Source organism: Leptospira paudalimensis (genome assembly GCF_026151345.1).
Lineage (GTDB): Bacteria > Spirochaetota > Leptospiria > Leptospirales > Leptospiraceae > Leptospira_A > Leptospira_A paudalimensis.
This window is the reverse complement of the sequence record NZ_JAMQPR010000001.1, coordinates 3,347,876-3,360,964: the sequence shown is the minus strand read 5'-3', so window position 1 is coordinate 3,360,964 and position 13,089 is coordinate 3,347,876. Positions and strand designations below refer to the sequence as shown.

The following is a 13,089-nucleotide window of genomic DNA, read 5'->3' as shown; positions in this document are numbered from 1 at the left end:
AAATTACTTATTTTTACTCTCTCCTAAAATTTCCATCTGAGTCAGTTCTAATTCTGCTTCTTGGGCAATTTTACTCGAATACGTATTTTTGATAATGTCCTGAAAAATCTGATACGCTTTGTCTTCTCTGCCCATTCGCACATAGGCTTTCCCAGACAATAAGTAAGATTCTAGGCCTTCTTCTGTATTGGGAAATTCTTTGTAGATTTTGAGTTCATTCTCTGCGAGAGCCAAAATGTCCCCTGTCATTCGGTAATTAGCACTTAAGGTTTTTCGAACTTCTCTCGTTTTGGGATGCCCAGGGTACAAAATCAAAAAACTTTTGCAGGTTTCGACAGATTGGTAATGGTTACGATCTTCTAAAAATTCTTTTGCCTTTTGGTAAAGAAGGTCTGCTTGTTTGTCCCTTTCTTTGGCAAAAACAGATTGGGTGGAACGTTCAGCGAGAAGGGGATGGAAAACTCCCAATCCCAAACAGAAAAGGCATACAATTCCCAGAACAAAACACTTCCGAATATTAGAATTCTGTCTCATTACTTTTCATTTCGGTCAAAATTGGATTTATCGTGAATGGGTTTTTCTTCCGAAAGGGCAATAATTTTCGGAACACCTGTCATATCCCAGAGTTCGAGGGATGATTTCATTCGTTTTCCAGGAGGTAAGGGGATCACAAATTTTCCTTTTCCTTCTTTGCCCAATTTCAATTCGATTTTTTGGCTAACGAGGTCCCCCATGCGCCTTTCCCGAAGTGGAGGGATCGGAAAACTCCTGCGTTTTTCTTCTGCTGGGTATAAGTAAAATTGGATCATGTATTCGGTAGGTTGGGTTGCAGAATATTCATAATTTATGATATACCCATTTTCCATTCCGTCTTCATAGGGTAAAATATTGACGATTTGGATTTTACCAGTGTTTGCAGTGGTTGGGAGTGAGGAATCTATAGGTATGACAGGAATGTTTGTGAAGTTTCCATTTGTTTCTGGTGTTTGCAAATGGGAAAAAATTTTTTGGAAAGAACGGTCGTAGTCTTCTGGTCCTTTTAATGGAAAATAATTTCCTTCTCCTAAAATGGATAGGCGTTTTAAATCTTCTTCTCCCTTCGGATCAATGTCGATGCCAAGGATCTGGAGGCGAAATTTTTTTCCTGACTGGCGCCAATTGTACAAAACAGATTTTGGATCCCCTTCACAACTTTCGACTCCATCGGAGATAAAAATTATTTCAGTTTCAATTTGGTCACTTAACAAGTATTCGCCGACGACTTGTAAGGTTTGGGCGATGGGAGTAGAACCAGCAGGGACAATTGTTGCGAGTTTTTGACTCACAACGGATGCTCCTCCTCTTTGGATGGGGTGGTACAATCTTGCCGATTGGCAACCGGCAATTCGGTTTCCATATGCCACAAGACCAACACTTGCATCTTTAGGCAGTCCACTTAACACTTGAATGAGTTTTTCTTTGGCGACGGCCATTCGTGTTTTGCCATCCCATTTTTCGGACATGGAACCACTCGCGTCTAAAATAAACACATAGCGTTTGTTATTTGGTATTTGGGGAATAATGGAATGTGGATATGAAAAAAACAAAAAAAGTGAAAAGATAAACAAAATCCCAAATGGATGAGTTTGGAAATTGTAGGTTTTCTTTCTTTTTTGTTTTCGCACCTGTACAACATCGGCGAAAAAGAGAAATGACCTTAGAGGGATTTGGGATCTAAAAAGGGAGGTTTTACCAGGTTCGGTTTGACCAATTTAGGTGTACGATCAAAAGAAGAATGTTCTTTCAAAAAACGAAGGATCATTTCACAGGTTGCTCCCCACAAAAGTCCATCTGGCAAATCAAAATAATACGCAAAATGTTTTGGTTCTCGATTGGGGATCTCAATTGCATAAAAAGGTTTTGTCCAAAGTTCGGAAAAGGGAAGGAGGATCACTCGTTCCACCTCATCTACATTTTTGGAAAAAGAAAAATCCCCATTGTATTTCGCTAAAAATGGAGTAATGTGAAACCCCGTGCGTGTGTGGAGTCCTTCCAGTTTGCCGAGTACATCAAGGGTAGTTTGTTTGACACCCATCTCCTCTTCCCATTCGCGAAGGGCAGTGACCAGTAAATTGCGGTCTGATGTTTCCATCACACCACCTGGAAAGGAAATTTGACCAGGGTGTGATTTTAGGTGTTTGGCACGTTCTGTGAGGATGATCCCTTCGGCAGTTGTGTTAGAACCAAACAAAGGGAAAATGACACCAGATTTGGTTTCCGATGTCTCTGGGATCGAATCAAAGTCCCTTGAAAGTTTTTCGACAAAGGACTCGTAGGGTAACATCAACCCTCGTCTTTCGAGTTTTGGTTTTGTTTTTTCCTACGTTTGGCAACAAATGCTTCCTTGGAACGAATCGCCACCAAACGGTTGATCATCGAATCAAAAGGTAGTCCTTGGATGGCAGCAAGTAAACTTGGTCCATAATTTTGCACTTTCCAATCGGAAAACACATGGAGGGCCTTTAACTCTTCTAAATCTTTAGGAGCTGCTTTTAGAATTGTGATGAGTTGTTTATTCGAAGGCAGAAGTGAATGTTCCATTCGTCTAGCGCGCATAATGCGGAGACGCCATTTTTTTGCATTTTCGAATTTATGGTTTTCGTCTTCGTTTAAGTCTTCGCCATGTCGTTTTGATAGTTCAGAAGTATCAATAGGATCATTGTATTCAGCAGTCAAAAGTTTGAAAATTTCGGTTCCATCTTTTTTTCCAAACCATTCCACACATTTTTCTTCGTTCGGATGTCCCTTTACCGCTTGTGACAATCGGTCGTTATTAAACACACGAAAACTTGCTTTATTAATTCGTTTTGCTTTTTCATCTCGGTAACGAAGGAGTTCTAAAATTTTCCTTCGTTCGAGTGGTGTGAAGTTGAGGATGTCAGGAAATTTTCCAAGAGAAAAACCTTCTCCTTCTTTTGCTACGTATTCTTCTGATGCAATGAATTCAAATTCGGAAATAGCTTCGTCATACAGAGTCCTACGTTTGAGTTCTTCCTCCATTTTTAACCAAATGGATTCCAAATAGGCAGTGTCGAGAGCAGCATATTTAAGTTGTTGTTTTTGTAAGGGACGGATTTCCCAATTCGACTTTTGTTCCACTTTGGAGAGAGTCACTTTGTGGTAATGTTCCACGACAAATGATAACGAACTTTGTTCTAAAGACAATAAACGAGAACTGATCATTGTATCTGCCGTGTTCACAAATTTGAATCCAAAGTCGCGTTTGAGGGCTTTGATGTCATCTTGTGCGGAATGGAAGATTTTCAGAATATTGGGATCTTCAAACAAAGGACCGAGAGCTGACAAATTTGTGATCTTTAGTGGGTCAATTAGGTAGTTTTTGCCATTGGAATTGATCTGAATGAGACAAACTTTGGGGTAATATGTGTAATAACCCGAAGACTCTGTGTCAATCGACATGATTTTGGACTGTCTTAGATTGATCAGGGCCAAATCTAACGCTTTTGCTGTATCGACGAGAATATAGTTGGAATTGATTTGCATCTAATTGGGATTTTGGAAATACTGCAATTGTCATTCTAACAATGATTCTCCAATCTGACAAACCAAAAGAAGAATGTGCCATATTCGGCATCTACAATAGCAAGGAAGCTGCTAATTTTACCTACCTAGGTTTGTACTCGATGCAACACCGTGGCCAGGAGTCCAGTGGGATTGTCTCTACCGATGGTTCTCACTTATACCGGTATGCCAACATGGGCCTCGTGGCAAATATCTTCACCCAACCGAAGATCAAAGAGCTCATAGGGGATTCGGCCATTGGTCACAACCGGTATTCCACAACGGGAGCCAGTTTTCTAAGGAATGCACAGCCCATCCGCGTGGAATCCCACTTAGGTCCTGTGGCTCTTGCCCACAATGGAAACCTGGTCAACTCTTGGGACATTCGAAATAAGCTCGAAAGAGACGGATCGATCTTCCAAACCACCATCGATTCCGAAGTCATTGTCCACTTAATGGCAAAAAGCCATAAAACAGACCTTCTCGAAGCTCTCTGTGAATCTCTCGCACAAGTGCGAGGAGCCTATTCTTTGTTAGTTTTAACTCCAAGATACCTCATTGCCGTTCGGGATCCAAATGGATTTCGTCCACTTGTGATGGGGAAACGTTCTGACGGAGCAATTGTCTTCGCATCGGAAACTTGTGCGTTCGATATCACCGAAACAGAATATGTAAGGGATGTGGAACCTGGTGAGATGGTTGTGATTGATCACACAGGAATGAGGTCTCTTTATCCATTCCCAAAAGCAAAACCAAGCCTCTGTATTTTTGAATACATCTACTTTGCAAGACCTGATTCGTATATCTTTGAAGAGTCGGTTTATAAAGTAAGAAAGTCTCTTGGCCGCCAACTTGCACGCGTTATGCCAGTAGAAGCAGATGTCATCATACCAGTGCCGGATTCTGCAAATATTGCGGCTCTTGGTTACAGTGAAGAGTCAGGGATTCCTTACCAAAGTGGTCTTGTTCGTTCCCATTACATTGGTCGAACCTTCATTGAACCAGACCAAAAGATTCGGGACTTTGGTGCCAAAATCAAATACAATGTGGTGAAGGAAGTTGTGAATGGGAAACGTGTTGTTATCATTGACGACTCGGTAATGCGAGGTACCACAAGCCGTAAGATCATCAAGATGATCCGGAATGCTGGAGCCAAAGAAATCCATTTCCGCGTATCGGCACCACCTACCGTTGCCCCATGTTATTATGGAATTGATATTCCAACTCACAAAGAACTCATTGCGTCTACACATACCATTGAAGAAATTCAAAAGTACCTTCGTGTGGATTCCCTTGCGTATTTAACATTAGATACAATGCATAAGGCAGTGGAAGGACATAAAGGTGGTGGGTTTTGTGATGCATGTTTTACATCTAATTACCCTGTCGAATTCCAAGACCATGCGGGAAACCAAAAGTCACTCTTTACGGAATACGCAACGGAAGAGTGATGGAAGAGATCGAACTTTCCAAAACCTTTGGTTTTGAAGCTGCCCATTTTTTACCAAATGTCCCAGAAGGACACAAATGCAAACGAATGCACGGTCATAGTTTTCGTTTTGCTGTGTATCTAAAGGGTGAAATCAATCCGCATACAGGTTGGATCATGGACTTTGGGGAACTGAAATCCATCGTAAAACCAATCTTAGACGAACATTTGGACCATTATGTATTAAATGATGTTCCAGGGTTAGAAAATCCAACGAGCGAAAATATAGCTGTATGGCTTTGGAACCAACTTAAACCAAAACTTCCACTACTCGATAAAATCACTCTTTACGAAACTTGTACAAGTTCCTGTGTGTATAGAGGACCGAAAAAATAAATGGTTTCCGTTTCGGATTCCACAAACAAATCCCAATCGGAAAAAAAAGGTGCCGTCGTACTTTTGTCAGGTGGTCTAGATTCTACTACTTGTCTTTATGTTGCCGCAAAGGAATTTGGTTTCCCCAAAAACAAAAAACTACCGATCCTCGCTCTTTCGTTTGATTATTCCCAAAAACATAAAATTGAACTCATCAAAAGTAAAAAAATAGCAAAAGAACTCGGAGTCAAACACGTGATCCAAAAATTGGATCCAGGATTTTTTTTAGGAAGTTCTCTTACTGAAAAAAAAATTAAAGTGAGAAAAAACGCCAAATCACTGTTTAATGGTAATGATAAAGAGATTCCGAATACCTATGTCCCTGGTCGTAACATTTTATTTTTATCGTTTGCTTTGTCTCTAGCGGAAGGCCATGGATATGATTCCATTTACATTGGAGTGAATGCTTTAGATTATTCTGGGTATCCCGATTGTCGGCCTGAGTTTATCGAATCCTTTCAAAAGATGGCAAATCTCGGGACAAAAAAAGGAGTCAGTGGTATTGGTGATTCCATCCAAATTAGAACACCCCTCCTTCATCTTGGGAAAAAAGAAATTATAGAACTAGGATTCCAAGTAGACGCTCCACTCCACCTAACGCATTCTTGTTATGATCCTGTTCTTGGGAAACCTTGTGGAAAATGTGATTCTTGCATTTTAAGAGCAAAAGGTTTTTTAGAAGTTGGACTTCCGGATCCAGCCTTAAAAAACTAATCATTCCATTTTTACGGTTTCACCAATGATTGATTTTAAAAATCACAATTTAAAAACGGAATTGAAAAGTTTGATGCGAATGTATATTTTAATATTCTATTATATTCTTATCATTAGTTTTACATTTCAATGTAAACCATCTGTTTTGAATAATCCTTCTGATTTCCAATCCAAATCATTTTTGGAAACACAGATTTTGAAATGTATGTTGAATGGTTGGGATTGTATTGAGCTGCCGCAAAACAACCAAGGGAATAAACTGTGGACCAAAATTTTTGGTCAATCTGGCACGTTCCAAACATTTGGAAATTCGTCTGCAGTAGAACGAAGTGGAAATGTATACATGGTAGGGACTACCACTGGATCTATTTTTGGACAAACCAAAATATCACCCACTTCAGAAAATGATATTATAATCGCAAAATTCAAACCTGATGGCCAATTGATTTGGGCAAAACAAACAGGTAGCACTGTTACAAGTTCGACCTATGTGGAGTTGTCACATATCGATATATTCGGTAATTTATACCTGATAGGTTCTGCAAATACTCCATTCAATGAGCTTGGATCAATTGGAGCTGGATCATTGCTTATCAAAGTTAATAGTTCTGGAGTGATTCTTTGGACAAGAGTTGTCCCTACTGGAGGGGAAACATTGGGATATGGAGTCACATCTGACCCATGGGGAAATGTATACATTACTGGAAACACAGAGGAACAACTGCTAAATGGTCAATCTGCAACAGGTGCACGAAATACTTTTATCTTTAAATATAATCCTGTTGGAGATTTAGTTTGGACAAAACTTTTTGATAGCACTGGGATTTCTTCCTATGGTCAAAACATTCAGTATGAAGTCACAACTCAGTCTTTGATCGTGTCTGGGCAAATTAGTGCAACAGCTCAATTTTTTAATAAGACTCCTCCTGGATCTATAACTGATTCATATATCGTATCATTTGATTTAAATGGTAATTTGAAATGGGTACAATTGATTGGTGGAACAGGGTTTGCAACTCAAATTCGAACTATGTCTGTTGATCAAAAAGGATCCATTTACGTCGCAGGTGACACCAATGGAAATTTGGAAAGTAATACCATAGATGGAGCTTCTGTTCAATTTTTAACTCGTTTGAATATTTTCGGAGATAAAATTTGGACAAAAATGTTAGGTGGTGGTGGCTCAAGTGTTACTCTTGTGGGTGGCCTTTACGCAGATAATTCCGGTCATTTGTATTCATTTGGTAAAACAAATGGTAATTTATTGGGGATTAGCAAATTAGGAAACAATGATGCTTATTTGGCGAAATATGATTTAAAGGGAAATATAGAATGGATTCGGTTGTCAGGAAATACATCCATTGATTTGACGGGACGAGGGATTTCATCAGATCGTTTTGGTGTTTTGTATGTCACTGGATTTACTTCAGGTAGTTTTGATGGCCAAAACAAATTAGGGACATACGACGCATTCCTCATCAAATATGAATGAACCTATCTTCTCCATTTGACTGGCCTTGAAAAATTTTTGCTTCTTCCTGGTTTGATATGGAATTTGGAACGTGTGACTTTTGGTGAATGTATTCTTGCTTGGTTGAATTTAAAACGACCAGGTTTGATATCTAGTTTTCCTTTCGGAATGTAGGTTCTTGCTTTTAATAAAGCAAATAATCCATCTAAATCAATTTCACTCGTAGCAATGGATCCAGATAATTCTTCCTCTTCTTCATCGTCCGCCTCATCGTCTTCCTCTTCTTCGCCATTTTCATCTTCTACATCCGTTAAAGGTTTACCTTTTGCGTCATTCATACTGACTTCCAAGTTGATTGGTTTCGGTTCCTTGTATTTCGAACGGAATTTGGAATACGCATAAAAACTTAAGATTTCTGATTCTGCAAGTTGTTGTGAAATTGGTTCATTGAATGCATTCGATAATGATTTTGAAAGAATGAAGATCCGATCTTGCAATTTAAAACAAGAGAACATAAACAATTCTTTCTTAGCACTTTCTGAACCTGATTCCGGTTTATGGATTTCTAGTATAAATGTATAAGTTCCGTTTCGATATTCGGAGATAAAGGATTCATTGGTAATATTTGATTTTGGGAATTGTTTTTGGATTTTATCAACTAACTTAGACTGAATGAAGTTTTTCAAAGTAGATTCAATTCCATTGGTAATCACATCTGTCTCGATTTTCTGGTCAACTTTGATCGCTTGGATTTTGTATAAACCATTGATTGGATCATAAAAACTTACTTTTTCTTTTCCATCTCTTAGTACTGCAAACCTTACATCGACAGGAATCGTAGTTTCAAATAAACCAGAGTCTGATCGATATATATTCCCTCTAATATCTCCATACACTGGATTTAAATATTTGATTGGTAGTGGTTTGCTATATTTGTTTTCTAATGAATCCAAAAATTGGTCCTTGGAATGGTCATAAAATCTATAGTCTTGGTTATATGGAACAACTTCATTAAAAAGGTTGAATGTAGGTAAAAAAAGCCAAGAGATTACTTTCCTATATCCGAATTTGTAAGTTGTGATTTCTGGATTGGGTACTAATGTTTTTCTTTTGGAGATAACAAAATAGTGATTTTCATATTGTAATGCGGGAATGACACCTAAAGTAAACACAAATAAAAGTGAGTTAATGTCATCGATTTCTTTTTTTGCATAATACAATTGATAGTATGTGTCACAGTTATTGATTTCATTGTTTAAGATCGTTTGATCATTTGTATAAAGAATAGTGTCTGCATCGACGATTTCAGCATATTTGGACAAAGTTTTTTTATCATTTGGGTTACCATTTAAGTTTTCAATTTGTTGGAATCGTTCGAATGTTTTGTTTGTGCGAAACGATTCTAACTCCTTTAGATACGGCCAAGAATTAGGAATTCCATAAATTTGTTTGATATGTCTTGAGTTTATATTTTTGAGTTTTAAATTGGTTCGAATGTTCTCGATGAATTGGAAATCGATTTGTTTATCCGATACCAAATTGGACTGTGAATTTTCAGATTCCATTTGGAAGGGAATACTTGAAATAAAACAAGAAACACCATTTCTTTCAAGTACTGAATCACTTTCGGAAATTGGGATTTCATTTCCTTTGTCTTTTGATAATCGAGTATGGTACCAACTGATTTGGCACTGGTATAAAAAAAGGAAAAGGAAGAAATGAATTTTCATTCGGGGAACCACCAAAGAAAGTAGTGATTTCTGTAAGTCTGTCAAAACAATTTAGGCTAATACTTGTTAGGATTTTTTCAAATGTGTTCTGGATACAATTTGAGATCTTTCCCATTCGTTCCAATGAAATTATCAGATTCCACACAGGATCACTCGGAACATTTATGTTTTTGCTCCTTGGAAATTCAAAATCGTCGTATGATTTTTTGGGAATCTGAGGATTCGGTACTAAATTTGATTTAAGGAACACATTCCAAACCCCGGACATTTGGTTCAAAAGTCTGGATCAGGCCCTAGTTTACGTAAAATTCCCGAAAATATTGTTTCCAAAATGGCCATTTTTTCCATAACTACTACTAGTTTATGGAAATATTTGTTACAGCCGTCACGATTTTCGTTTTAGCGATTTTCGTGGGATTTGAAATCATCACAAAAATCCCTCCCATCCTCCACACCCCACTTATGTCGGGTTCGAACGCCATTTCCGGCATCACCCTCATCGGTGCATTGTATGCTGCTGGAATCCAAGAGAGCAATATCACTAAAATTTTGGGCTTACTCTCTGTTATTTTTGCTACCATCAACGTTGTGGGCGGATTTCTCGTTACACATAGAATGCTTGGCATGTTCAAGAAAAAGGATGCACCGAAATAATGGAACTCATCAGCATTTTAAATTTAGCCTACCTCGTTGCTTCCATCCTATTCATCATTGGTATCAAACAATTAGCACATCCAAAGACAGCCACTCGGGGAAACCTACTCGGTGCACTGGGCATGCTCATCGCAGTTGTCGCAACACTCTTTGACAGAGAAATTCTCTCTTATGAATGGATCGCTGTTGGTGTTCTCATTGGATCTGTGATTGGAATTATCCTCGCAATCAAAATCCAAATGACTGCGATGCCTCAACTTGTGGCCGTTCTCAATGGATTTGGTGGTATTGCGTCTGTATTTGTAGCTGGTGCTGCATTACAATTGTCGATTCCAAAATATGCGACAGCGGTGAATTACCAGGAAATTGTTTCGATTGTTTTCTCTGCCATCGTGGGTGGGATTACTTTCTCTGGAAGTTTTATCGCCTTCGGAAAGTTACAAGGTTTTATTACAGAAAAAGCAGTTCGTTATCCAGGTGACCAACTTGTTAAGATCCTAGTTGGACTCACTGCAGTTGGTCTCGGTGTGTATGGTTGTATGGAACCAACAGATGAGTCTATTTATTGGATCTTAAGTGGTGTGAGTTTACTTCTTGGAATTTTTCTTGTGATTCCAATTGGGGGAGCTGACATGCCAGTTGTGATTTCCCTACTTAACTCTTATTCTGGGATCGCGGCATCTGCAACAGGATTTGTTCTCAATAATAATGTGCTTATCATTTCAGGATCACTCGTAGGAGCATCTGGAATCATTCTAACACAAATCATGTGTAAAGCGATGAACCGAAGTTTAACGAATGTTCTCTTTGGTGGATTCGGGGCTGTTGCTACAGAAATGAAAGATGATGGCGATTTTTACTCGGGTAAAGTCAAATCAACGAGTGCAGAAGAAGTGGCAATGTTACTTGATGTTGCAAGAAGTGTCGTAATTGTTCCTGGTTATGGTATGGCTGTGGCACAAGCACAACATACAGTAAGAGATTTATACCAACTTTTAACAGCTCGTGGAATCGATGTTACTTTTGCAATCCATCCTGTAGCAGGTCGTATGCCTGGTCATATGAACGTATTACTCGCTGAAGCAGATATTCCTTATGATCGATTGAAAGAGATGGACGAGATCAATAGTACTTTCGAAAATGTTGATGTTGTAATCGTTAATGGCGCCAATGACGTAACGAACCCTCTTGCAAAAACAGATCCAAAATCACCAATTGCTGGTATGCCGATCTTGGATGTTGGAAATGCAAAAACGGTAGTTGTGATCAAAAGAAGTTTGAGTGCTGGATTTGCGGGAGTTCCCAATCCACTCTTCATTGCTGACAACTGTTTGATGTTGTTTGGTGATGGTAAAAAAGCTACGCAAGAGATGATTGCAGCGTTAAAAGAATCTTAGAGCCGGAAGTTATGAAAAAACAAGTCTATATCGTTGATGACCATCCTCTTGTAGTAGATGCATTACAAAACCTAATCGCTAAATCTGATGATTTAGCGTGCATTGGAAGTGCCGATAATATTGAAAAAGCTTTCAACGATATAGAACAAATGCAACCTACACTTGTTTTGATTGATATCCAACTCAAACAAAACCAAAACGGTTTACAACTTCTGAAGAAACTTCGAACAACTTTTCCAAATATTGCCGTCATCATCATCAGTATGTTGACGGACGATACCTTTGTGGATCGTGCATTCAAATTAGGTGCTATGGGTTACGTCTTCAAAGAAGACACAACCACACAAATTGTAGAAGCAATTCACACCGTACTAAAAGGTGATTATTTTGTAAGTTCTTCCCAAGCGACAAGACTACTTGGGCATTTATACCGTGCATCTCAAAAAGACGAAAAGGATCCAATTGATCGATTGTCCAATCGAGAGTTGGAAGTATTTCTCATGATTGGAGAAGGGATGCCTGTGAAGGAAATTGCAGCCAATATGGGACTTGCACCTTCTACGATTGAAACCTTACGTTCCAGAATCAAATCCAAACTGAGCATCACAGAAAACGAAAAATTGATTCGTGTGGCAGTGGAGTGGAAATACACCCAAGCCAAAACGGATATCGTTGTTTCGTAATCTAATATCTTAATTTAAAGTAGTGATAGAGTAAATCCTTTCCTTCGCGGGAAGAGAGTAACATTCTGTACGCTTCTGCAATTTTCGATTCGTTTTGAGATTGTTTTTGGATGAAATGAAAAAAGTCGTTGGCCCTTTCATCAAATCCTAAATTGAGAAGTAAGTTTAAATAAAAACTTTGGTCATATTCATCAGCAAACGGAGAATAAGCGATCGGTCTGAGTAAATTCTCCGCTTCTCTCCATTTTCTCATTTCAAAATAACAACGAGCATATACCTTTTTTTCTCTCCAACCCAATGCCCTTGGGTTTTTTAAATAGGTAAGAGATTTTTTTGGATCTTTTTCGAGTAAATACACCACTCGTCCCATTAAATGAGATGCCAACATATGTTTTGGATCTTGTTCTAAAATAGTGGTTAGTTCAGATTTTGCTTTTTCTACTTGGTTAAGTTCCAAATAGGTTTTTGCTAATATGAGTTTTGCTTCATTATAATTGGCTTTGTATTCCAAAGATTTGCTTAAAGAATTGATAGCATTGTTGTAATCTTTTAAAATGTAATACGCTACTCCTAAGTTATAGTGATAAAAAGGATTATAGGGTGAAATTTGGTTTGTTTCTAGCCAAGTTTCCTTTGCTTCAGACCAACTATCCTCTTGCGCATAAATCATACCGAGTAAGAAACTTGCTGCTTCATGATTTGGTTCTTTTTTTAGAGTTCGATTTAAACTTTCTTTGGCTTCTTGCCATTCCATTCTTGAATATAACAAACTTCCATTTAAATAATCGTACTCAGCAAATGATTTGTAGACTTCTGATTGGATTTTTTTCCACTCTGCATCTGCTAAACCAAATTTTCCATAACGTAAAGCATTGATGATATTTCGACTTACCTTTTCGATTTCAATTTTTGCGTTGATCTCGATCGATTCCTGATCCTCTGCATCAGCAATTAAGGTATATTGAAATGTTAAAAGCAATAGTATAGTGAAGATGAACTTATGTTTTATTTTCAT

At 38.3% G+C, this 13,089-nt stretch carries 13 protein-coding genes; 7 read left to right on the top strand and 6 right to left on the bottom strand.

From position 1 onward, the window contains the following. Positions 1–3 precede the first annotated feature (3 nt). The 4 genes from ND855_RS15560 to ND855_RS15545 form a co-directional block, all read right to left on the bottom strand. Complete coding sequence (locus tag ND855_RS15560; protein WP_265359085.1) at positions 4–534, bottom strand: tetratricopeptide repeat protein; 531 nt, start codon at positions 532–534, stop codon at positions 4–6. Beyond that, positions 534–1,607, bottom strand: coding sequence for a vWA domain-containing protein (locus tag ND855_RS15555; RefSeq protein WP_407658756.1), 1,074 nt, complete (start codon positions 1,605–1,607; stop codon positions 534–536). The genes ND855_RS15560 and ND855_RS15555 overlap by 1 nt, the downstream gene beginning before the upstream one ends. A gap of 89 nt (positions 1,608–1,696) precedes the next feature. Next, on the bottom strand, positions 1,697–2,323 hold the full coding sequence (locus ND855_RS15550; RefSeq protein WP_265359084.1) for an NUDIX hydrolase: 627 nt from the start codon (positions 2,321–2,323) through the stop codon (positions 1,697–1,699). Beyond that, positions 2,323–3,543: a ribonuclease D gene (locus tag ND855_RS15545; RefSeq protein ID WP_265359083.1), complete on the bottom strand. Its 1,221-nt coding sequence runs from the start codon at positions 3,541–3,543 to the stop codon at positions 2,323–2,325. Before ND855_RS15545 ends, ND855_RS15550 begins: the two co-directional genes overlap by 1 nt. Positions 3,544–3,584: 41 nt before the next feature. Here ND855_RS15545 and purF point away from each other — a divergent pair, with 41 nt between their 5' ends. From purF to ND855_RS15525, 4 genes are read left to right on the top strand one after another with little or no spacing between them, the layout of a single operon-like run. Continuing rightward, on the top strand, positions 3,585–5,012 hold the full coding sequence (purF, locus tag ND855_RS15540) for an amidophosphoribosyltransferase (protein ID WP_100719967.1): 1,428 nt from the start codon (positions 3,585–3,587) through the stop codon (positions 5,010–5,012). Continuing rightward, the gene (queD, locus tag ND855_RS15535) at positions 5,012–5,386 is read left to right on the top strand and encodes a 6-carboxytetrahydropterin synthase QueD (protein ID WP_265359082.1); all 375 of its coding nucleotides are present in this window, start codon (positions 5,012–5,014) and stop codon (positions 5,384–5,386) included. The genes purF and queD overlap by 1 nt, the downstream gene beginning before the upstream one ends. After that, positions 5,387–6,139 (top strand): 7-cyano-7-deazaguanine synthase QueC, encoded by a 753-nt coding sequence (queC, locus tag ND855_RS15530; RefSeq protein WP_265359081.1) that lies wholly within the window; start codon positions 5,387–5,389, stop codon positions 6,137–6,139. A gap of 25 nt (positions 6,140–6,164) precedes the next feature. Beyond that, positions 6,165–7,631, top strand: a complete 1,467-nt coding sequence (locus ND855_RS15525; RefSeq protein WP_265359080.1) for an SBBP repeat-containing protein — start codon at positions 6,165–6,167, stop codon at positions 7,629–7,631. A gap of 2 nt (positions 7,632–7,633) precedes the next feature. Here ND855_RS15525 and ND855_RS15520 read toward each other — a convergent pair whose 3' ends face one another. Then, positions 7,634–9,340: a hypothetical protein gene (locus ND855_RS15520; protein ID WP_265359079.1), complete on the bottom strand. Its 1,707-nt coding sequence runs from the start codon at positions 9,338–9,340 to the stop codon at positions 7,634–7,636. 363 nt (positions 9,341–9,703) lie between these two features. Between ND855_RS15520 and ND855_RS15515 the strand changes: the two genes are divergently transcribed. Genes ND855_RS15515 through ND855_RS15505 form a run of 3 tightly spaced genes read left to right on the top strand, consistent with a single transcriptional unit; the run spans position 9,704 to position 12,074 of the window. Beyond that, positions 9,704–9,994 carry an NAD(P) transhydrogenase subunit alpha gene (locus ND855_RS15515; RefSeq protein ID WP_035983036.1) on the top strand — a complete coding sequence of 97 codons (291 nt, stop codon included), beginning with the start codon at positions 9,704–9,706 and terminating at the stop codon, positions 9,992–9,994. Further along, positions 9,994–11,391 carry an NAD(P)(+) transhydrogenase (Re/Si-specific) subunit beta gene (locus ND855_RS15510; protein ID WP_265359078.1) on the top strand — a complete coding sequence of 466 codons (1,398 nt, stop codon included), beginning with the start codon at positions 9,994–9,996 and terminating at the stop codon, positions 11,389–11,391. The genes ND855_RS15515 and ND855_RS15510 overlap by 1 nt, the downstream gene beginning before the upstream one ends. An 11-nt stretch (positions 11,392–11,402) precedes the next feature. Then, positions 11,403–12,074, top strand: coding sequence for a response regulator transcription factor (locus tag ND855_RS15505; RefSeq protein WP_108960220.1), 672 nt, complete (start codon positions 11,403–11,405; stop codon positions 12,072–12,074). Position 12,075: 1 nt separating this feature from the next. On the opposite strand, the gene ND855_RS15500 is transcribed toward ND855_RS15505, so the two are convergent. Continuing rightward, positions 12,076–13,089: a tetratricopeptide repeat protein gene (locus ND855_RS15500; protein WP_265359077.1), complete on the bottom strand. Its 1,014-nt coding sequence runs from the start codon at positions 13,087–13,089 to the stop codon at positions 12,076–12,078.